The 19,828-nt window shown below is 54.3% G+C and carries 22 protein-coding genes; 20 read left to right on the forward strand and 2 right to left on the reverse strand.

Features of this window, described 5'->3' with window-relative positions:
- Positions 1 to 23 precede the first annotated feature (23 nt).
- The 8 genes from ETC02_RS01705 to ETC02_RS18030 all read left to right on the forward strand — a co-directional run bounded on the left by ETC02_RS01705 (position 24) and on the right by ETC02_RS18030 (position 8,119).
- Positions 24 to 779, forward strand: coding sequence for a YwmB family TATA-box binding protein (locus ETC02_RS01705; protein WP_033011772.1), 756 nt, complete (start codon positions 24 to 26; stop codon positions 777 to 779).
- Between the two features lie 31 nt (positions 780 to 810).
- Positions 811 to 2,115 (forward strand): UDP-N-acetylglucosamine 1-carboxyvinyltransferase, encoded by a 1,305-nt coding sequence (gene murA, locus ETC02_RS01710; protein ID WP_033011774.1) that lies wholly within the window; start codon positions 811 to 813, stop codon positions 2,113 to 2,115.
- 568 nt (positions 2,116 to 2,683) lie between these two features.
- Entirely contained in the window at positions 2,684 to 3,715 is a 1,032-nt protein-coding gene (gene spoIID, locus ETC02_RS01715) for a stage II sporulation protein D (protein ID WP_011232807.1), read from the forward strand.
- 186 nt (positions 3,716 to 3,901) lie between these two features.
- A complete protein-coding gene (spoIIQ, locus tag ETC02_RS01720) occupies positions 3,902 to 4,789 on the forward strand; it encodes a stage II sporulation protein SpoIIQ (RefSeq protein ID WP_011232806.1) in 888 nt (295 codons plus the stop codon).
- Positions 4,790 to 5,200: 411 nt separating this feature from the next.
- Positions 5,201 to 6,805, forward strand: coding sequence for a gamma-glutamyltransferase family protein (locus tag ETC02_RS01725; protein WP_171697986.1), 1,605 nt, complete (start codon positions 5,201 to 5,203; stop codon positions 6,803 to 6,805).
- Positions 6,806 to 6,830: 25 nt separating this feature from the next.
- Positions 6,831 to 7,412, forward strand: coding sequence for a chromate transporter (locus tag ETC02_RS01730; protein WP_171697987.1), 582 nt, complete (start codon positions 6,831 to 6,833; stop codon positions 7,410 to 7,412).
- Positions 7,413 to 7,423: 11 nt separating this feature from the next.
- Positions 7,424 to 7,945, forward strand: coding sequence for a chromate transporter (locus tag ETC02_RS01735; RefSeq protein ID WP_253264072.1), 522 nt, complete (start codon positions 7,424 to 7,426; stop codon positions 7,943 to 7,945).
- Positions 7,946 to 7,990: 45 nt separating this feature from the next.
- Entirely contained in the window at positions 7,991 to 8,119 is a 129-nt protein-coding gene (locus ETC02_RS18030) for a hypothetical protein (protein ID WP_255407700.1), read from the forward strand.
- A gap of 20 nt (positions 8,120 to 8,139) precedes the next feature.
- On the opposite strand, the gene ETC02_RS01740 is transcribed toward ETC02_RS18030, so the two are convergent.
- The gene (locus ETC02_RS01740; protein WP_171697988.1) at positions 8,140 to 8,649 is read right to left on the reverse strand and encodes a BsuPI-related putative proteinase inhibitor; all 510 of its coding nucleotides are present in this window, start codon (positions 8,647 to 8,649) and stop codon (positions 8,140 to 8,142) included.
- Between the two features lie 311 nt (positions 8,650 to 8,960).
- On the opposite strand from ETC02_RS01740, the gene spoIIID reads away from it, so the two are divergent.
- From spoIIID to ETC02_RS01790, 10 genes are all read left to right on the forward strand, one after another.
- Complete coding sequence (spoIIID, locus tag ETC02_RS01745) at positions 8,961 to 9,224, forward strand: sporulation transcriptional regulator SpoIIID (protein WP_008880665.1); 264 nt, start codon at positions 8,961 to 8,963, stop codon at positions 9,222 to 9,224.
- Positions 9,225 to 9,327: 103 nt separating this feature from the next.
- The gene (mreB, locus tag ETC02_RS01750; RefSeq protein WP_033011787.1) at positions 9,328 to 10,329 is read left to right on the forward strand and encodes a rod shape-determining protein; all 1,002 of its coding nucleotides are present in this window, start codon (positions 9,328 to 9,330) and stop codon (positions 10,327 to 10,329) included.
- A 123-nt stretch (positions 10,330 to 10,452) separates the two neighbouring features.
- The gene (locus tag ETC02_RS01755; protein WP_171697989.1) at positions 10,453 to 11,283 is read left to right on the forward strand and encodes a flagellar hook-basal body protein; all 831 of its coding nucleotides are present in this window, start codon (positions 10,453 to 10,455) and stop codon (positions 11,281 to 11,283) included.
- An 18-nt stretch (positions 11,284 to 11,301) separates the two neighbouring features.
- Positions 11,302 to 12,123 carry a flagellar hook-basal body protein gene (locus tag ETC02_RS01760; RefSeq protein WP_171697990.1) on the forward strand — a complete coding sequence of 274 codons (822 nt, stop codon included), beginning with the start codon at positions 11,302 to 11,304 and terminating at the stop codon, positions 12,121 to 12,123.
- 12 nt (positions 12,124 to 12,135) lie between these two features.
- Positions 12,136 to 12,504 (forward strand): DNA-directed RNA polymerase subunit beta, encoded by a 369-nt coding sequence (locus ETC02_RS01765; protein ID WP_033011791.1) that lies wholly within the window; start codon positions 12,136 to 12,138, stop codon positions 12,502 to 12,504.
- 52 nt (positions 12,505 to 12,556) lie between these two features.
- A complete protein-coding gene (fabZ, locus tag ETC02_RS01770; RefSeq protein ID WP_171697991.1) occupies positions 12,557 to 12,994 on the forward strand; it encodes a 3-hydroxyacyl-ACP dehydratase FabZ in 438 nt (145 codons plus the stop codon).
- Positions 12,995 to 13,153: 159 nt separating this feature from the next.
- Positions 13,154 to 13,519, forward strand: coding sequence for a hypothetical protein (locus tag ETC02_RS01775; RefSeq protein WP_063210967.1), 366 nt, complete (start codon positions 13,154 to 13,156; stop codon positions 13,517 to 13,519).
- Between the two features lie 143 nt (positions 13,520 to 13,662).
- Positions 13,663 to 14,403 (forward strand): YveK family protein, encoded by a 741-nt coding sequence (locus ETC02_RS01780; protein ID WP_033011796.1) that lies wholly within the window; start codon positions 13,663 to 13,665, stop codon positions 14,401 to 14,403.
- Positions 14,384 to 15,091 (forward strand): CpsD/CapB family tyrosine-protein kinase, encoded by a 708-nt coding sequence (locus ETC02_RS01785; protein WP_371810001.1) that lies wholly within the window; start codon positions 14,384 to 14,386, stop codon positions 15,089 to 15,091. Before ETC02_RS01780 ends, ETC02_RS01785 begins: the two co-directional genes overlap by 20 nt.
- Before the next feature lie 68 nt (positions 15,092 to 15,159).
- On the forward strand, positions 15,160 to 15,945 hold the full coding sequence (locus tag ETC02_RS01790; protein ID WP_033011798.1) for an SGNH/GDSL hydrolase family protein: 786 nt from the start codon (positions 15,160 to 15,162) through the stop codon (positions 15,943 to 15,945).
- A 32-nt stretch (positions 15,946 to 15,977) separates the two neighbouring features.
- Here the strand turns inward: ETC02_RS01790 and tagU are convergent, their stop codons facing one another.
- Positions 15,978 to 16,916: a polyisoprenyl-teichoic acid--peptidoglycan teichoic acid transferase TagU gene (tagU, locus tag ETC02_RS01795; protein WP_033011800.1), complete on the reverse strand. Its 939-nt coding sequence runs from the start codon at positions 16,914 to 16,916 to the stop codon at positions 15,978 to 15,980.
- A 230-nt stretch (positions 16,917 to 17,146) separates the two neighbouring features.
- Here tagU and ETC02_RS01800 point away from each other — a divergent pair, with 230 nt between their 5' ends.
- Entirely contained in the window at positions 17,147 to 17,914 is a 768-nt protein-coding gene (locus ETC02_RS01800) for a tyrosine-protein phosphatase (protein ID WP_171697992.1), read from the forward strand.
- Between the two features lie 468 nt (positions 17,915 to 18,382).
- Complete coding sequence (locus ETC02_RS01805) at positions 18,383 to 19,753, forward strand: AAA family ATPase (RefSeq protein WP_020756702.1); 1,371 nt, start codon at positions 18,383 to 18,385, stop codon at positions 19,751 to 19,753.
- Positions 19,754 to 19,828 lie beyond the last annotated feature (75 nt).

Raw genomic sequence — 19,828 nt, forward strand, 5'->3', positions numbered from 1 at the left:
GTAAGGAGAGGAAGGGAACGAAGATGAGAAAAAACCGGATGAAATGGCTGTTGGCGCTCATGCTGGCCAGCCTGTTTTTCGCCGCCTGGCAATACCGGACGGAAGGCGCGCAGGGGGACGAATGGTCAAAACCGATGGAAACGATGGCGCACACGCTGGCGCAACACGGTGCTTCGCTTGGCCGCTGGGTCATTTACACAAGAGAGTATGCCCACGATATTCAAAATGATGCGGACTTTTTCAAAAAAATGGCGGAATTGAAACAAACATATCGTTCGTTTCACTGGTCGTTTGCCAAAAGCGGACATTGGCAAAAAGCGATCGGCAAAAACGAGCACGCCTTCTTCCAAGAACAAATCCAGCTCGTGATGACCGTCACAAACGGTACGCCGCAAACGTATATCCTCTATGAAGCAACGGGCCCCAAATGGAGCCGGATTGGGTGGAAAGAAGCAGCACGCCGCATTCAAATGAAGACGAACGGCCTATTTGTGAACGACCCTACATTTTATGCTTGTATTGAAGGCGAGTTCAATGGTAATATGAAAGGTGGTTTGTTCGATCAGGCTTCTCGGCTGGTGCGCGACTTTCAAGCGAAACCGGTCGAGTGGCTGCGGGAAGAGTCATTCGTTTCCCTGTCTGCATATACTGGGCAGTGGAAGAACGTTCTCCCGGCCGCCAAGCAACAGCCGATCAACCTGCAACTCGCCTTGAGGGAAAGATTGGGCGGCAAGACGCGCGTCGTTGTTGGAACCCCAATCATTACCATTGAATATTAATATAGAGAAATTGGACGCGGAGGGGAATACCTTGGAAAAGATCATCGTCCGTGGCGGAAACCGGTTGAGCGGCACCGTCAAAGTGGAAGGCGCAAAAAATGCCGTTTTGCCCGTCATCGCTGCCACCTTATTAGCGACAAAAGGAACTAGTACGATTCATGATGTGCCTGCTCTTTCCGATGTATATACAATCAGTGAGGTGCTCCGCTATTTAGGCGCCGATGTGCAAATCGCCGGCAATACGGTAACGGTCGATGCGACCGCTCCGCTGACGGTGGAAGCGCCGTTTGAATATGTGCGGAAAATGCGCGCTTCCGTGCTCGTCATGGGGCCGCTGTTGGCCCGCAACGGCCGAGCCCGCGTCGCCTTGCCGGGTGGCTGTGCCATTGGTTCGCGCCCGATCGATCAACATTTAAAAGGATTTGAAGCAATGGGCGCCTCCGTGAAAGTCGGCAACGGCTTTATCGATGCAGAAGTGAACGGCCGTCTCCGCGGCGCCAAAGTATACTTGGACTTTCCAAGCGTTGGGGCAACGGAAAATATTATGATGGCCGCGGTGCTCGCGGAAGGTACAACCGTGATCGAAAACTGCGCCAAAGAGCCGGAAATTGTCGATTTGGCGAACTTTTTGAACGCGATGGGCGCCAAAGTGCGCGGCGCCGGCACTGGCACAATCCGCATTGAAGGGGTCGACGAGCTTGTCGGCACGTCCCACACCGTCATCCCGGATCGCATTGAAGCTGGCACCTTTATGGTGGCAGCCGCCATCACCGGCGGCAACGTCCTCGTGCAAGGAGCGGTTCCCGAGCATTTAAGTTCGCTCATTGCCAAAATGGAAGAAATGGGCGTGACGATTATCGAAGAAGAAAACGGTGTGCGCGTCATCGGTCCGGAAACGTTGAAAGCCGTCGACATTAAAACGATGCCATACCCAGGTTTTCCAACTGACATGCAATCGCAAATGATGGCGCTCCTGTTAAAAGCGGAAGGCACGAGCATGGTCACCGAGACCGTCTTTGAAAACCGCTTCATGCATGTGGAAGAATTCCGCCGGATGAACGCTGATATTAAAATTGAAGGGCGCTCTGTCATTATTAACGGTCCGTGCCAGCTGCAAGGCGCTGAAGTAGCGGCCACCGATTTGCGCGCTGCCGCCGCTTTGATTTTGGCTGGACTTGCGGCGGACGGCTACACGCGCGTGACCGAGCTTCGTCATCTTGACCGCGGCTATGTCCGCTTTCATGAAAAACTGGCCGCGCTTGGCGCTGACATTGAACGCGTTCGGGAAGAAACAGAACAACTCGACCCGATCCAAGCGATCGAATGGAACGGATAATGGCGAAAAAACGACCGTGAACTGCCTGTTTCGGCGGGGAATGGTCGTTTTTTCTTGGAACACGGGCGACCGTCGAAGGACGGTAAAAAACAACCGTTCGTTCCTAACGGTCTGTTTTGAAGCTCAGAGAAAGACCGTCTTATGAAATTTCTCCATAAGCTTGATCGCATCGCGCGAAGCAAGTCGCGACGGTGGTGAAACATGTGCTTTCGAAAACCCCCTTGTTCCATCGCCCCCTATTCAGTCATCGACTTTTTTCAACGGCTTCATGTTTAGCAGGCTGGCGATTTAAGGGGAAATGCTGTTCTTCAACAGTGTTTCTCAAATGGAAAAACCTTGCAACACCATAGCGTCATTCCTTGCGATTTCTCACAAACTGATCGAATCCGTTGTTTTTCACCAGCCTTTTAGGCGGAGTGCGAAACGCGCTCATGAAGGTTTTGGTTGGAAAGAAAACTGTCATATATACTTGTCCGAGCCCATAACTATAGTAACGAACCGAAGCCAACGCAGGCATTCATTCGCGATGTCCGCTTGTGCTTGGAAAATGCATATTGGGGGCTCGGCTATGGTGAAACGACTGAAACCGGTGATGGCGCTCGCTCTCTCGCTGTTTGTCGCCATCCTCGTCATTCCGACGGCGCTCGTTCTTCCATTTTATGACGGGAAGGTGGCCAAATTGGCCGAACAACTGCACAAGCAAGAACAAGTCCAACGGTCGCAGGCAGCCGAAGGACCGTCCATCGACGTGGCGGTCTATCGAAGCAAAGAACAACGCGTCGAACATATTCCCCTCGAGCAATACGTCATCGGCGTCGTTGCGGCGGAAATGCCGGCCGAATTTGAACTCGAGGCATTAAAGGCGCAAGCGTTGACGGCAAGAACGTACATCGTGAAGCAATTGCTCGCCAACCAGCCGTTTCGCCTGCCAAAAGGAGCGAATGTGACCGACACAGTGGCGCACCAAGTGTATTACAGCGATGACGAACTGCGAAAACTATGGGGCAGCGACTACGATTGGAAAATGAAAAAAGTGACAAAAGCGGTGATGGACACGCAAGGGCAAATTTTGACATACAACAATGAGCCGATCGAGGCGCTGTTTTTTTCGACAAGCAACGGCTATACGGAAAATTCGGAAGCCTATTGGCAAAGCGATTTTCCGTATTTAAAAAGTGTCGCCAGCCCATGGGACAAACAATCCCCGAAGTTTTACCAGCGAAAAACGATGCCAGTGGCGGAATTCGAGCGAAGACTGGGGGTCGAACTGCCCGCTGACGGCTCAGTCGGCGTCATTGTATCGCGCACGCCCGGCCGTCGAGTCGGCGAGGTGAAGATTGGCGGCAAGACGTTTACGGGCCGCGATGTGCGCGAACGGCTCGGATTGCCGTCGAGTGATTTCACCTGGGTGCGCAACGGAGATGACATCATCATTACGACGAAAGGCTACGGCCATGGCGTCGGCATGAGCCAATACGGCGCCAATTTTATGGCCAAAGAAGGGAAAACGTACGCTGACATCGTCAAATATTATTACCGCGGCGTTCATATTTCGTCGGCGACGGCGTTTTTAAACAAATTGACCGCGAAAAATGGATGAACCGGGGTTCTGCCGCCCCGGTTTTCTGTCAAATGTTCGGGGCAAACGGCAGGGAGACGCCCCTCGCCATGCGCCCCTCATTTTTTGCATAAAATCTAGTCGAATGTCAAAAAATAAGTGAAAAATTATTTTCTATGTGTATATCTTTTCCTCTTTCTGTTCAAAATGGTTGCTGAGGTGATGAACATGAGAGAGGAACAAAAACAATCGTCGCTGAAGCGTCTGTTCCGCAAACGTTGGGTATTTCCGGCGATCTATTTATCGTCTGCCGCATTAATCGTCGCTGGTGCGCTTTGGTTCCAATTGGGCAAAGAGGAGAATACGGGCAGAGACAACGTGGCGAAAAACGGCACCGCCCAGCAAGAAAATCCGGCTGTTCCGGTCAATGAAACGGTCGAAACGATTGCGATGCCGGTGCTTGATCCAAATGCGGTGCAAGTGAAAACGCCATTCTACGATGACAAAGCATCGGAAGCAGAACAGGAAGCAGCCCTCGTCTTTTATGATCATACGTACCACCCGAACCAAGGCATCGATCTTGTGCGCCAAGACGGCAAAACGTTTGATGTCACCGCTTCCTTAAGCGGCACGGTGACGAAAGCGGAAAAAGACCCGATTTTGGGATATGTTGTCGAAATCAATCATGAACAAGGGGTCACGACCGTCTATCAATCGCTCGCTGATGTGAAAGTCGAAGCCGGCGACACGGTGAAACAAGGTGAAGTGATCGGCAAGGCAGGGCAAAGCGAATTCAACAAAGAAGCCGGCATCCACGTCCACTTTGAAATTCGCAAAGACGGCCGGGCGGTCAACCCGATCGATTATGTCGACAAACCGTTGACGGCTTTGACTGACAAAGCGGAAGACAAAACGGGAACCGATCGCGCCGCCACGAGCAAAGAAAAAGAATTGATGCCAAGTGACGAAACAGCGCCGACAGACGAAAACCCAGCGAATGAACAACCATCGGCTGACGACCATTCGACGACGCCAAGCGACAACAATCAAGACGAAAACAACGACGCTTCATCCTACAAAACGCCAGACGCCTCGATCGGCATGGCAAGAGCGTAATCGACAAGGCGTCGAGCAAGAGGAAACGAAAAACGCGACGAAAAGGCCTGTCCGTTTGCCAAGACAAGCGGGCGGGTCTTTTTGCTTTGCCGCTTCTAAAGTCAGACGTGGGAAAAACGGCAGCCAAAAAAGCTCTTCACCATAAGATAAAAAACGTTTTTCATGATAGGTGCCCAAAAAGTCATGGCTATTTTTTGTTCGATCGGGAGGGACGATGTTATGTTTGTGTCTAAAAGTCAAGTACATCTTTCGGTGATGAACCGCCAAAAATTATGATTTGAATATTCTTTCATTTTTTGGGAACAAGGATGGAAATAACCCCCTCTTTCCTTTAAAATAAATGAAAACGGAAACAGTTTCGTTTGTGAAATGTTTTATTCTTCACTTAACGAAAGAAAGGGGATCGTGGCCATGGACTACTTATACCACCCATACCCATCGCAGCGAGTGACGGTGTTCGCCAAAAACGGCGTTGTGGCGACATCGCAGCCGCTCGCGGCGCAAGCGGGGCTTGAGGTGCTGAAAAAAGGCGGCAACGCCATCGATGCGGCGATCGCTGCGGCTGCTTGCTTAACGGTTGTCGAACCGACGTCGAACGGCATCGGCGGCGATGCGTTCGCTCTTGTCTGGACGAATGGGAAACTGTACGGCCTGAATGCGAGCGGCTATGCGCCAAAAGCGATCTCGATTGAAGCGCTGAAAGAGCGCGGCTATACAGAGATGCCGAAATACGGCTTTGCCCCGGTGACCGTGCCGGGCGCGCCGGCGGCGTGGGCGGCGCTGTCAAAGCGCTTCGGCCGCCTGCCGCTTGCCGAAACGCTCGCACCAGCGATCGCCTATGCGGAAAACGGCTATCCGGTTTCGCCAGTGCTCGGAAAGTATTGGGCTGCGGCGTTTCGTACATACAAAGAAGCGCTTCGCGGGCCGGAGTTCGCCTCGTGGTTTGCGACGTTTGCGCCGGGCGGCCGCGCGCCGAAGATCGGGGAAGTGTGGGCGTCTCCGGACCATGCGGCGACGCTCCGCTCCATTGCCGAAACGGAGGCGGAAAGCTTTTACCGCGGCGAGCTGGCGGAAAAAATCGCCGCCTTCTCGAAGCAATACGGCGGCTTTTTGGCGGCGGACGACCTCGCCGAGTACGAACCGGAATGGGTCGAGCCGATCTCCGTCTCCTACCGTGGCTATGAAGTGTGGGAAATTCCGCCGAACGGGCAGGGGCTTGTCGCGTTGATGGCCATCAACATCATGAGCGGGTTTGACGTGCCAAGCGTCCCGGATGTCGAGACGCACCACCGGCAAATCGAGGCGATGAAGCTGGCCTTTGCCGATGGCAAAGCGTACATCGCCGACCGCCGTTATATGAGCTGCAGCCCAGACGAGCTGTTGTCGGGGTCGTTTGCCGCCATGCGCCGGGCGCAAATCGGCGCAGAGGCGCTCACGCCGGAGCCGGGAACGCCGCCAAAAGGCGGAACGGTCTATTTGGCCGCCGCGGACGGCGAAGGGAATATGGTGTCCTATATTCAAAGCAATTACATGGGCTTCGGCTCCGGCCTCGTCGTCCCAGGAACGGGCATTGCCTTGCACAATCGCGGCCATAACTTCGCCTTTGATGAAGGCCATCCGAACGGGCTGGCGCCAAGGAAAAAGCCGTACCATACGATCATCCCCGGCTTTTTGACCAAAGGCGGCGCGCCGGTCGGCCCGTTCGGCGTCATGGGCGGATTTATGCAGCCGCAAGGGCATTTGCAAGTGATCATGAACACCATCGATTTTGACTTAAACCCGCAAGCGGCGCTCGATGCTCCCCGCTGGCAGTGGATGGAAGGGAAAACGGTATTGGTGGAGCCGCACTTCCCGCGCCATATCGCCGAAGCGCTCGCACGCAAAGGGCATGACATTCGCTTTGCCTTAGACGGAGGTCCGTTCGGCCGCGGACAAATCATTTGGCGCGATCCTGACACCGGCGTGCTTGCCGCCGGGACGGAGCCGCGCACGGACGGGGCGGTCGCCGCTTGGTGAGACTCACGATAAAGGGATGACTTCGATGAACCAATGGCATTTATTTCTTGCTTTTTTTCGCGTCGGCATGCTCGGGTACGGGGGCGGGCCGTCCTCGATCCCGCTCGTGCGCGCCGAAGTGGTGACAAAATACCGGTGGATGACCGATGAAGAGTTTGCGGAAATTCTCGCCATTGCCAACGCCTTGCCCGGCCCGATCGCCACGAAGCTTGCCGGCTATATCGGCTACCGTGTCGGCGGCGCGCTCGGTTTAGTGAACGCCGTCTTGGCGACGACCGCCCCGCCGGTCGTGCTGATGATCGTGCTGCTGGCCGCGCTGTCGTCGTTCAAAGACACGCCGTGGGTGGCCGGGATGACAAAAGCGGTGTTGCCGGTCGTGGTGGTCATGTTGGCGGAAATGACGTGGCAGTTCGCCAAGCAGGCGCGCGCCGCCCTCGGCTGGCGGCCGGCCGCCCTGCTCCTTCTTGCCTGCTTTGTCGCCTTGCAGTGGCTCGGCCTTCATCCGGCGCTTGTGGTCGCAGTGTTGCTTGCGGCCGCGTTTGTCGGCCGAAGCAAGCCCAAGGCGGCGGATAGAGACAAAGGCGGAGAAAGGAGGGCGTCGTCATGATCTACTAGCAGCTGTTTCTCGCCTTTTTTTGGCCCGGCATTTTGGGCTATGGCGGCGGCCCGGCGTCCATCCCACTCATCGAGCACGAGGTCGTTGACCGCTACGGCTGGATGACGGTCAACGAATTCAGCGAGGTGCTGGCGCTTGGCAACTCTCTTCCCGGCCCGATCGCGACGAAAATGGCCGGCTATATCGGCTATGAACAAGCCGGCATTCTTGGCGCCGCCGTCGCCGTGTTTGCGAGCGTCGCCCCGTCGCTTATTTTGCTGATGGCTCTTTTGCAGCTCTTGTACAAATGGAAAGACGCGCCGCAAGTAAAGCGGCTCACCGCCTACATCCGCCCGGCGATCGCCGTCATGCTTGGGATCATGGCGATCGACTTTTTTCGCGAGTCGTACGAAGGAGCCGGGCTCGGCCAAACGGCGTTTCTCACCGCCGCGAGCGCTTTTTTGCTGCTGGGCAAATGGCGCATCCACCCAGCGTACGTCATCGTCTTGGCGCTCGTGTACGGGGCGGTGTTTCTCTCGCCATGAATGGCCTCTATGGCTAAAGAAAGATGGAAGGGATGCTTCCTCACAGTGACGGAAGCATCCCTCTTGTCGTCATTGTTGCCGTTGACAGGCGAACGGGCGCCCTCTCTCACCGGGCTGTTGGCCAACTCGGCACGAGCGGCGTTTGGCATGCGCCGCATGCGGCCGGCCGTTTGACTTGTCATTCGCCCGAAGCCTCATTGCACCGTAAACGTCACTTTCGCCCGCGCGTTCGGCCAGTTTTGGTCGGCGAGCCACCACTCAAGCGTATACGTCCCCGGTTCTAGGTCGCGGAACGTTTCCTGAAAGGACAGTTCTTCCCCTTGTTTTAACGTGCGCTCTTCGTAAATTTGTGCAAACATCTTCCCTTCGCTGTACTGCTTCACCTTTTGGCCATCGCGGTACAAAATGTAGTCATACTTTTTCGAGCTCGTGAACGTCACCGTTTGCACGCGCTCCGTTTGGTTTTTGACCGTAAACGTAAACACGTAAGCATCGTTTTGCTTTTCGTATGTGAGCGACGGCTCCAACGTTCCGGCGATGATCCCTTTCCCGCCTGCGGGCGCTGGTTTGCCCGCTGGAGCGGGGCCAAGCAAATCATCTTTCGCCTGCGGGCGCTCGTTGCCGCTATTATACATAAACAGCGCACTCGCCGCCGCCACCCCGGCCAACACGGCTGCGACGCCGATCATTTTTCCTTTGCCCATGCCAGCTCCTCCTTTTTTCCTCTCTATACATATAGTCGTTTCCCATTTCCCCTCCGTTACAAACCGCAAAAAAATTGTGAAAAAACCGTTGTCCGCCTTGATATTTCTGGTATATATGCCCGTTTTGTCTAATAAAATGTTACAAATTGAACAGCAATGAGAGTGGTTGAGGTGGGGATCGTTCACAACCGGCAAGCGACGCGGCGAAGACGCTTCCAAGACATCCAACGAAAGCGGCGCTCATCAGTGGCAAGACGAGTCTCATTTCACACTTCTCACTTCTCACATCCAACCTAGGGAGGGCGAGTGGTGTGCACGATTACATCAAAGAGCGTACGATCAAGATTGGCAAGTATATCGTGGAGACGAGGAAAACCGTTCGCGTCATCGCGAAAGAGTTTGGCGTGTCGAAAAGCACCGTGCATAAAGACTTGACCGAGCGGCTGCCGGAAATCAATCCGGAGCTGGCCCAAGAAGTGAAGCAAATCCTCGATTACCATAAATCGATCCGCCATTTGCGCGGCGGTGAAGCGACGAAGAAGAAGTACAAAAAGCAAGCGGTGAAAAACAACTGACTTTTTCCTTGCCATCTGCCGTTTACAGTATCATTCCGGGGGGCAAATATGGTAGAATAATCTATTAGGAATGATTTTAGGGCAGAGGCAAGGAGGAGCATGTATGTTCTCACGAGATATCGGCATTGACCTAGGCACGGCGAACGTCCTCATTTTCGTCAAAGGCAAAGGCATCGTGCTCAATGAGCCGTCCGTCGTGGCGATTGATAAACACACGAACAAAGTGCTCGCAGTCGGCGAAGAAGCACGACGAATGGTCGGACGTACTCCTGGGAATATTGTTGCCATTCGGCCGCTCAAAGACGGCGTCATTGCGGACTTTGACATTACGGAAGCGATGCTGAAGCATTTCTTAAGCAAGCTCGACCTAAAAGGCTTTTTCGCCAAACCGCGCATTTTGATTTGTTGCCCGACGAACACGACATCGGTCGAACGGAAAGCGATCAAAGAGGCAGCAGAAAAAAGCGGCGGCAAAAAAGTGTACTTGGAGGAAGAGCCGAAAGTCGCAGCCATTGGCGCCGGAATGGACATTTTTCAGCCGTGCGGAAACATGGTCGTTGATATTGGCGGTGGCACGACCGACGTGGCGGTTCTCTCGATGGGGGACATTGTCACCGCCTCTTCCATTAAAATGGCCGGGGACAAGTTCGATATGGAAATTTTAAACTACATCAAGCGCGAATATAAGCTGCTCATCGGGGAACGAACGGCCGAGGAGATTAAAATCAAAGTCGCAACGGTATTCCCAGGCGCACGGACCGAAGAAATCGACGTCCGCGGCCGCGATCTCGTCACCGGACTGCCGCGCACGATCACCGTCCGTTCGGAGGAGATCGAACGGGCGCTTCGCGAGCCGGTGTCCTTGATTGTACAAGCCGCGAAAAGCGTGCTCGAGCGCACGCCGCCGGAACTGTCGGCCGACATCATCGACCGAGGCGTCATCTTAACGGGCGGCGGCGCCCTCTTGCATGGCATCGATCAGTTGCTTGCCGAAGAGCTGAAGCTGCCGGTGTTCATCGCCGAAAATCCGATGGACTGCGTCGCCCTTGGCACCGGGCTGATGCTTGAGAACATCGACCGCGCGCCGAAATCGCAGTTGGTGTAAAAAAGGAAAAGCAGGGGATGCGGCTGCCGCCCCCGCCCGCCTATAATGGAATCAACAAGCCGCCCGCCAACGCCGGCAGCGGCTTTCTGCCACGAATTTTCATGGACAAGCGAGGGAGCTGTCATGCTAAGAGGATTGTATACCGCCGCGAGCGGCATGCTCGCCCAGGAGCGGCGCGTCGAGATGCTGACCAACAACTTGGCGAACGCCGAAACGCCGGGATACAAAGCTGATGCAGGAGCGATGAGAGCGTTTCCGGAACTGTTGATGAGCCGCCTCGAGGACGAGCCGATCCCGACCGCCCCGCCGCGCGCCATTCTGACGCAAACGGCGATCGGGCCGCTCCAGACGGGTGTCTATATGCAAGAACTCATCCCGAACTTCCGCCAAGGGGATATTAAAGAAACCGGTCTCTCCACTGATGTAGCCTTAGTCGATGGACAAGTCCCGGTCGACCCGGCAAGCGGGCAGCGCGGGGCGCTCTTGTTTGCCGTCGAAAACGGCCAAGGCGACATCCGGTACACGCGCAACGGCCATTTCACCGTGAGCCCGGACGGCTATTTAACCACGCAAGACGGTTGGTATGTGCTCGATGGCAACGGCGAGCGCATCGCCGTTCCGAATGAAACGTTCGCCGTCCGCGACGACGGGACGATCATCGCCGGAAACCGGGAAATCGCCCGCCTTGGCGTCGCCTTCGCCGCCAACCCGCAAACGTTGATCAAGGAAGGAAACGGCTTATTCCGCAGCACGACAGGGCCGTTGCCGCAGGCGCCCGGCAATGTCACGTATACCGTCAAGCAGCGGTTTCTCGAACGGTCGAACGTGGACGTTGAGCGGACGATGACCGACTTGCTCGCGGCTTACCGAACGTTTGAAGCAAACCAAAAAATCATCCAAGCGTACGACCGCAGCTTGGACAAGGCCGTCAACGAAGTCGGCCGCCTGAAATGATGAAAGGGGGACAAGCCCGTGCTCCGTTCGATGCTCACCGCCGCCAACACGATGAACGCCTTGCAAGAGCGGCTTGATACGATCAGCCACAACATCGCCAACAGCAACACCGTCGGCTTTAAACGGCGCGAAGCGAGCTTCGCTGAGCTCCTCGCCCAGCAAGTCGACCGCCTCCCCGCCGACGAAGCGCCACGTGAGACGCCGGCCGGCGTGCGTTACGGCAACGGGGCGCGCCTCGCCTCGACGATGCTTGTGTCTGCTCAAGGAACGCTCGTCGAGACCGGCCGCGCGCTCGATTTCGCCTTCACCGCCGCCAACCAATGGTTTCGCGTTCAAGTCGCCAATGCCAACGGTGACACAACGATCGGCTACACCCGCGCTGGCAACTTTTCTGTCACTCCTATGGACGGGCGTCTTGCCCTCGTGACAAGCGACGGTCGCCCGGTGCTCGATGAAGCGAATCGGCCCATCGAATTTCCCACCGGCACAACCGGCTTTCAGCTCTCCCCAACCGGGACGCTGACGGCCACTGATGCCAGCGGTGCGGTTGTTGCCCGCGTGAACCTTGGCGTCACCGCCATTGACCGTCCGCAGCTTCTCGAAGCCCAGGGCGACAACGTCTTCACCTTGCCGGATGTCCCTGGCGCCGCTCGGGAGCTCAACGGCAATTTGCGTGGCCAAATCGGCGTCAAGCAAGGCGCTTTGGAACAGTCGAACGTCGACCTTGGCGAAGAAATGGTTGGCCTAATGGCGACAAACCGAGCGTATCAGCTGAACGCCCGCGCCGTTTCCATTTCGGAACAAATGCTCGGGATCATCAACAACTTGCGCTCCTCATAAGGAGAGATCGCCATGAGCAATGAAACGAAAAACGAGCCGCTCTCCCGCGTTGCGCGGCGAAAACAGCAACGCTCCGCCGCCAGCCCGCCCGACATCGGCGCGGCCGCTGCCTTGCCGGAAGAACAACCGGCGGACAAAGCGAACGAACCGCCATCCGAGGTCGAACCGGCCGAAAGCGGCGGCGCCAAGCCGCGCCGTTTCGCGCGCACCCGGCTCATCCGGATTGGGCTTCGGCTCATCATCGTCGCCGCCTTGATGGCCTTAAGCCTCGCCGCCGGCGCGGTCGTTGGCTACAGCGCCATCGGCGACGGAGCGTGGCTTGACGTGTTCCGCCCCTCGACGTGGCAGCACATCCTCGACTTTGTCGAAAAAGGGACGTAAGCAGCACCTCGCCGCGTCATCGTCTTGATGATCATGAAAAAGGAGTGTTTCTATGCTTGACATCCAACAAATCCAAGCGATCATCCCGCACCGCTATCCGTTTTTGCTTGTTGACCGCATTCTGGAAATCGAAGAAGGAAAGCGCGCCGTCGGCATCAAAAACGTCAGCGCCAACGAAGCCTATTTCGCCGGCCACTTCCCCGAATACCCGGTCATGCCTGGCGTGTTGATCGTCGAAGCGCTCGCCCAAGTCGGCGCCGTCGTCCTCCTGCAGAGCGAGGAAAACCGGGGCCGCCTCGCCTTTTTCGCCGGCATCGACAACTGCCGTTTTAAAAAGCAAGTCAAGCCGGGCGACCAGCTCCGCTTGGAAGTCGAAATCCTCCGCGCCCGCGGCGCCATCGGCAAAGGCAAAGGCATCGCCACCGTCGACGGCGAACTCGTCTGCGAAACAGAGCTCATGTTCGCCCTCGGTGAGAAAACAAACGGCTGACCAACGCGCGCTCCTTTGCGGGGCGCGTACGTTCATGCCCCTAAACGCCACCTCCGCATTTGTTTCATTCCCCTTGCATGAAATGCGCTCTTCTGGGAAAGATAAACAAGGACCGGTCTTACATAAGGTCACAACAACACGAAGAAAGGAGAAGGTGCCATGAAAAACAAGGCGTTGCTGTTCAAACTGTTCAGCGCCGTCGTCGCCCTCTTTTTAGCGGCCGGATGCAATGGCGACAACGACAATCCGCCGCCGCCAAACAACAATCAAAACGATGTCAACGACCAAGACGTGAACCCGGCCGATGACATCAACCAAAACGATGACGTCGACAACGACAAAGACAATGACGGCATCCCGGACAACCGCGATGATGATTTGAACGACAACCAAAACAATCAACTCCCGCCGGGAGACGACACGAACAACGGACCGGGCGACGATGAGCGCGATACGGTTCCGGACCGCGAAGACCCGATTGAAGACCCGCGGGATGCGAACGACAAAGACAATAAAGACGAATAACGAAAAAAGGCTGCCGATCGAGGCGGCCTTTTCGTTTGGCGCAAATTAGCACCAATTTCTTCTAGATATATTCGCCTATTTTCGATATAATGTTCTAGGATTCGTCCGTAAACGACACGATGAGAGGGATTAGGGGGTACACAATGGAAGAAACAATCAGCTTGCGCGAACTGTTCGAAACGTTGCGCAAACGGCTTTGGCTTATTGTCTTGATCACCGCGCTGGCGACCGTTGTAAGCGGTGTGGTCAGCTATTTTCTATTAACGCCGATTTACCAGGCATCGACACAAATTCTCGTCAACCAGGCGAAATCGGAGCAGCAGTTCTACAACTTCAACGAAATCCAGACGAACGTGCAGCTCATCAACACGTACAGCGTCATCATTAAAAGCCCGACCATTTTGGAAAAAGTGAAAAACGAGTTAAACCTTGACCAGACGCTCGACGAGCTGAACGAACAAATCCAAGTCTCAAGCGAAAAAGACTCGCAAGTGTTCTCCGTCACCGTCCAAGATCCCGATCCGGCCATGGCGGCGAACATCGCCAACAAAACAGCCGAAGTGTTCAAAAACGAAATCGTCAAAATCATGAACATCGACAACGTGACGATTCTCTCGAAAGCGGAAGTGAAAGAAAACCAAACCCCAGTCAAACCGAAGCCATTGCTGAACATGGCCATCGCCTTTGTCGTCGGCCTCATGACCGGCGTCGGGATCGCCTTCCTGCTCGAGTACTTGGACAACACGATCAAAACCGAAGCTGACGTCGAAAAACATCTCGGCTTGCCGGTGCTCGGGGCAGTAAGCATGATGAATCCAAAACAAACCGAAGCAAAAGGGAAGCCATCCGTCATGAAGACAAGAGGTGAAACCATTGGCTCGTAGCAACCGTCAACAATTCAAACGATTGGAACGAAGCTTAATTACAGCGGAAGATCCAAAATCACCCATTGCCGAGCAATATCGGACGATTCGGACGAACATTCAATTTTCCTTCATCGACCGCCCGCTTCGCTCGCTTATTGTAACATCGACTGGACTAGGTGAGGGAAAATCGACGACAGTAGCCAATCTGGCTGTTGCCTTCGCCCAGCAAGGAAAAAAGACATTGCTCATTGACGCCGACTTGCGCAAACCGACGGTCCATTACACCTTCCGGTTAAACAACTACATGGGATTAACGAACGTTTTGACGGGCTCGGCGCCGCTGTTGCCGACGTGCCAGGTGACCGAAATCGACCATTTGTCGATCTTAACCTCCGGCCCGATCCCGCCGAATCCGGCCGAGCTCCTTAGCTCGAACGCAATGGCCCAATGCCTCGAACAATTGTACGAGACGTTCGACCTTGTCATCTTCGACACCCCGCCTGTCTTGGCGGTAACGGACGCACAAGTGCTGGCCAACCAATGCGACGGCACCGTCCTCGTCATCGAAAGCGGGGGAACGGAAATCGAGGCGGCCGTCAAGGCGAAAGAGCTGCTCGAAGCCGCGAACGCCAAGCTGCTCGGCGTCGTCTTGAACAAGCGGAAACATCGCGATGGCGGGCATTATTATTACTACCAATACAAGTAACAACGAACGGCTTCCCCAGCGCGCGGGAAGCCGTTCATGCGATAGAGAAACGAAGGGGGAGAGAACGGTTGAAAAACGTTGTGTTGATTGTCATTGTCGCCGCAGCCTGCCTCACTTTGATCGTCGCGAGCCATTTCTACTGGGAACAAAATATCGCCGCGGTAGTAAAAGAGGCGCGCGCCAAAATGGAAACGACGTCCAAACAAGACGAAATGGCCCATAAAGCAGAAACGGTGCTCGCCCGCGCCAAGCAACTGCCCGCCGCAGCACAACATGTCATGAAACAGGCGGTCAACGAAAACCGCCCGATCCGCCTCGTGATCGCCGGTTCGGAGTCCACTCCGGAGAAAGGCGGTTGGCCTGATTTATTCAAACAAGCCCTCGACGAAGCATACGGAAAGGGCGTGTTCGATATCACTGTCTATCAATATGAAGGGTTCACCACAGCCGATGCCGACGAACAGCGCATCGCCGCCGACTGGGCGGAGGAACAACCCGATCTTGTGTTGCTAGAACCATTTCTCTTAAACGACAACGGAGTCGTCACGATCGACGATTCGCTCGAACATATTCAAGCGATGATCGGGCAACTGAAAAATGCGGCCCCGAACGCGGTCGTGATGTTGCAGCCGCCGAACCCGATCGCCAATGCGACGTACTACCCCCAACAAGTCGCCGCCTTGCAAGCGTTCGCCAAAGAGAACGGCTATACATACCTCGATCATTGGCCCGCCTGGCCGGATGATGAAAGCGACGAATTTGCCACCTTCATCGACCCGGACAGCGACTTGCCGACGAAAGAAGGCGCCAAACGATGGGCCGAGGCCTTGGCGAAATACTTTATTGCTAAGTAAAGACGCGCACCCGATATGGGTGCGCGCCTCATTTACCGCGACGCCGTCGCCTTCAGCTCCAAATGCTCTTTTAATTCATTCGAAATCGCCAGACGCTCGCTCTCCGGCACAACTAAATAATAGATGCCGTTAATTTTCGTTCCTTGTCCGGTAATATGAAGCTGCTTAATTTGCTTGCGGGCGTCTTTGTAATTTTCCTGAATGTTTTTCATCTCGTCAAACGTCAAATTCGTCTTAATGTTTTTCCCAATCGCCGCCAGCACATCGCTGTAGTTTGCGAGCGACGAGAAGCTTGCCCCTTTTTCAATAATCGCTTGAATAATTTGCTTCTGCCGATCCTGGCGCCCGAAATCGCCGCGCGGGTCGTCTTTCCGCATGCGCGAATATTTCAACGCTTCATCGCCGTTTAACGTAATCTCGCCTTTCGGAAAGTGCGTCCCTTCATACGTAAACGCGAACGGGTTGTTCACCGTCACCCCGCCGACGGCATTCACGATGTCGCGGAAGCTTTCCATGTTGACTTTAATGTAATAGTCAATCGGAATATCTAAGAAATGCTCAACCGTCGCCATCGTCATCTCCACTCCGCCAAAGGCGTACGAGTGGTTGATTTTATCTTTCGTCCCTTTTCCGATAATCTCCGTTCTCGTATCGCGCGGCACGCTCACCATTTCGATCGATTGTTTATTCGGATTGACCGTCATCACAATGAGCGTATCGGCGCGTCCTTTATCCCCTTTCCGTTCATCGACACCGATCAACAAAATCGAAATCGGCGTTTTCCGTTCGAACGACACTTCTTCTTGGCGCTTCTCCGACTTCCAGTTTACTTGTTCATGCATCTCATTGGCCGTTTGTTTCACATGATGGTAAACGGAATAGGCAAACACTCCTATCCCGGCAAGCAACACAACGAACAGCCCCGCCAGCCAGCGGATCCATTTCTTCTTTTTTCGCCGTTTTGTTCGCATCGGTACTCTTCCTTTATCATAAAAAATGTCTCACAACACTTCGATTATAGACCGTTTTGCCTCAGAAAACAACTGGAAGACAAGCAGAACGGTTGCCACTCCTATCCTCAACCGGTGGAATTTTATTTCCACTTCGACAACATTCGACACTTTCCGTCTATTGATAGCTCATTCTTTCTATGTTACCATAATAGTTGTTTAGTAGAACGGAAAAGCGAGGAGGAGTGACGATGATCGACATCCATAGCCATGTTCTGCCTGGCCTCGATGACGGGGCGGCCACGATGGAAGACGCCATCGCCATGGCGCAAGCGGCAGCCAGCGAAGGGATTGCGACGATCATCGCCACTCCCCATCACCGAAACGGGGTCTATGACAACCCGAAATCGTCCGTCTTGTCATTGGCGGCGGAGCTGAACGACGAATTGAAACGGCGCGGCATCGCCTTGACCGTCCTGCCAGGCCAGGAAGTGCGCCTGCACGGCGATCTTTTGGATGGCTTTCATCGGCACGAGGTGATGACGCTTGCCGATACACCGTATATCTTAATCGAATTTCCGCCCGATCACGTGCCGAAATACGCCGAACAGCTGCTCTTTGACATGCAAGTGAACGGGCTCATCCCGATCATCGCCCACCCGGAGCGAAACGCCGAAATCATCGAGCAGCCCGAGCGATTGTACCAGCTCGTCAAACGCGGCGCCCTGGCCCAGCTGACCGCTTCGAGCGTCACCGGCCATTTCGGCAAGAAGATCAAAACGTTCTCGTTCCAACTGATCGAGGCGAACTTGGCCCATTTCATCGCCTCCGACGCCCATAACATCACGAACCGCCCGTTCCGCCTGCGCGCGGCGTACGAAACGATCCGCAAAGAATTCGGCACCGAGGCGCTCTACTACTTCCGCGAAAACGCCGAACTGCTCGTCCGCGGCCAAGCCGTGTTCCGCGACGAACCGAAGCGGGTGAAAAAAAAGAAGAAGTTTCTAGGACTCTTTTGAATGAAATGATGATATAACATTGTATAGGACATATGCCTTTTCTTTTGCCCTTTCGTTGTCGAAATATGGCCTCGATAGTTGTGGAATGATCGACAACGATGTCGATGAGTGACGTAAGCCTGCTCATATATAAAGGCGGCCCTTTCTTTAAGATCATTTGACTTATGCGGCAAGAGCTTCGCATAAATGATTTGCTTGTCTTAAAGACGGGCCGCTCCGTTCTTGTTTTCAACTCATTTTCGGTGATGTCTCCTTACCGTTATCAACGGAGGCACTCGGCCATGCCGTGGGTGGGGACGATGACGGTCCTACCACCTTAGACGCCCGTCGTCGAGGGTGTGGTGTGAGGGCGGGTTAGATGCCCGATTTTTCACTCGTTTTTATCTAATTCAGTGATTATGAGTCAGGCGTATCGTTTATAATAGAAAGATAGAGGATCCGTAATCTGTGAAAAGAGGCGATACGCGCATGGAACAAACTTGGGCGTTAAAGGTTGAGCGATTTGGAAAGATCAAACAGGGGGAAATCGATATTGCCCCGTTGATGTTGTTTGTCGGCGACAACAACAGTGGGAAAAGCTATCTGATGTCGCTTCTTTGGGGGGTGTTGTCCGAGGGGCGCAAGCTGTTTCCAAAAGACCCTCCGAACACGTCCACGTACAAGGAAATCGATCGCTTTCTTGAATCGTCTATCGGCGATGACTGCCTCATCCAAGACCGTGAAGCGCAACTGTTTGTCCAATGGTTTAATGATGTTCTCAGAAACAAAAAAAGCGAGTTGGTTCGAACGATTTTTCGGCGCAAAATCCCGATCGGTTCGTTAAGCATCGAGCGGTACCGCCGTTCTGAACCGCTGCGAATCATCTTTGAAAAGAAAGATTCGCTCCAAGGCGCTCGTTTTTCGACGGGGAAACACTATATTCGCATCCCGTATACGGATCGAAGCAAGGGACAAGCGACAGAGCGGTATCGCATGGCTCAATACATTACGTGGAATTTGCTGATGGATGGACTTACATCGCCGTTTTACCCACCATCCAGACAAGGCGGCATCCAAGGGCGGGCCATTGGCGAAGCGCTGTATTTGCCCGCTTCGAGAACAGGGTTCATGTTGTCTTACAAGGCGCTGGTGCAAGAGATGATGGAACGGATGATCAACGAAGAACATGAGGAACCATCCCTTGACTTCACGTTGCCTGTCTATCGATTCTTGCAAGCGTTGTTGCGTTTGGAGGAAAGCGGACAGTCGAAATATGCGGACATCGGACGATTTATTGAAACCGAGATTGCCAACGGAACCATGGACCAAGAAAAAGGACCGATTCCATCGTTCTACTATTGCCCACAAGGCAAACAAGAGCGCTTGCCGTTATACGTCACATCGTCGCTTGTAACTGAACTGTCGCCGCTCATTTTGTTTTTAAAATCAAAAGCAACGTACCGTTCACTCTTTTTTGAAGAGGCAGAAGCGCATCTGCATCCACGCGTCCAGCGCATATTAGCGACAGCGCTTGTCAAGTTGGCCAACCGAGGCATGCCGGTGTGGTTGACCACCCATAGCGATATTTTGTTCCAACAGGTGAACAATTTGATCAAACTTCACCAGCATCCAAAGAGAGAACAGTTGATGAAAACGTATGGCTATGTCGATGAGGACGCGATTGATCCGAAAAAGGTGAGGGCGTACCAGTTCCGCATGCAAGGCCAAGACACGATCATCACGCCGCTCATTCCGACCGAAAACGGCTTTCCGGCGGAAACGTTCAATGAAGTCATTTGGCAGTTGAATGAAGAGACGTATGCATTCCAGATCGGGGAAGAGGATGGAGAGGATGAATAACCTCGAATTGGGGCATGCAGTTCCTCATCAACGCATTCCACTGAATGACTCCGGACAAGGAGAATACACGTTGTA

The sequence above is a fragment of the Geobacillus sp. DSP4a genome (assembly GCF_013096875.1).
GTDB classification, from domain to species: domain Bacteria; phylum Bacillota; class Bacilli; order Bacillales; family Anoxybacillaceae; genus Geobacillus; species Geobacillus thermophilus.

Bases quoted from the DNA above. Each gene is read 5' to 3' on its own strand.
- ETC02_RS01730 (WP_171697987.1), top strand. From the start codon at position 6,831: ATGAACCAATGGCATTTATTTCTTGCTTTTTTTCGCGTCGGCATGCTC.
- tagU (WP_033011800.1), bottom strand. From the start codon at position 16,916: ATGCGAACAAAACGGCGAAAAAAGAAGAAATGGATCCGCTGGCTGGCG.
- spoIIQ (WP_011232806.1), top strand. From the start codon at position 3,902: ATGAGAGAGGAACAAAAACAATCGTCGCTGAAGCGTCTGTTCCGCAAA.
- mreB (WP_033011787.1), top strand. From the start codon at position 9,328: ATGTTCTCACGAGATATCGGCATTGACCTAGGCACGGCGAACGTCCTC.
- ETC02_RS01780 (WP_033011796.1), top strand. From the start codon at position 13,663: ATGGAAGAAACAATCAGCTTGCGCGAACTGTTCGAAACGTTGCGCAAA.
- ETC02_RS01725 (WP_171697986.1), top strand. From the start codon at position 5,201: ATGGACTACTTATACCACCCATACCCATCGCAGCGAGTGACGGTGTTC.
- ETC02_RS01805 (WP_020756702.1), top strand. From the start codon at position 18,383: ATGGAACAAACTTGGGCGTTAAAGGTTGAGCGATTTGGAAAGATCAAA.
- ETC02_RS01775 (WP_063210967.1), top strand. From the start codon at position 13,154: ATGAAAAACAAGGCGTTGCTGTTCAAACTGTTCAGCGCCGTCGTCGCC.
- ETC02_RS01800 (WP_171697992.1), top strand. From the start codon at position 17,147: ATGATCGACATCCATAGCCATGTTCTGCCTGGCCTCGATGACGGGGCG.
- ETC02_RS01765 (WP_033011791.1), top strand. From the start codon at position 12,136: ATGAGCAATGAAACGAAAAACGAGCCGCTCTCCCGCGTTGCGCGGCGA.
- spoIID (WP_011232807.1), top strand. From the start codon at position 2,684: ATGGTGAAACGACTGAAACCGGTGATGGCGCTCGCTCTCTCGCTGTTT.
- ETC02_RS01705 (WP_033011772.1), top strand. From the start codon at position 24: ATGAGAAAAAACCGGATGAAATGGCTGTTGGCGCTCATGCTGGCCAGC.
- ETC02_RS01740 (WP_171697988.1), bottom strand. From the start codon at position 8,649: ATGGGCAAAGGAAAAATGATCGGCGTCGCAGCCGTGTTGGCCGGGGTG.
- fabZ (WP_171697991.1), top strand. From the start codon at position 12,557: ATGCTTGACATCCAACAAATCCAAGCGATCATCCCGCACCGCTATCCG.
- ETC02_RS01755 (WP_171697989.1), top strand. From the start codon at position 10,453: ATGCTAAGAGGATTGTATACCGCCGCGAGCGGCATGCTCGCCCAGGAG.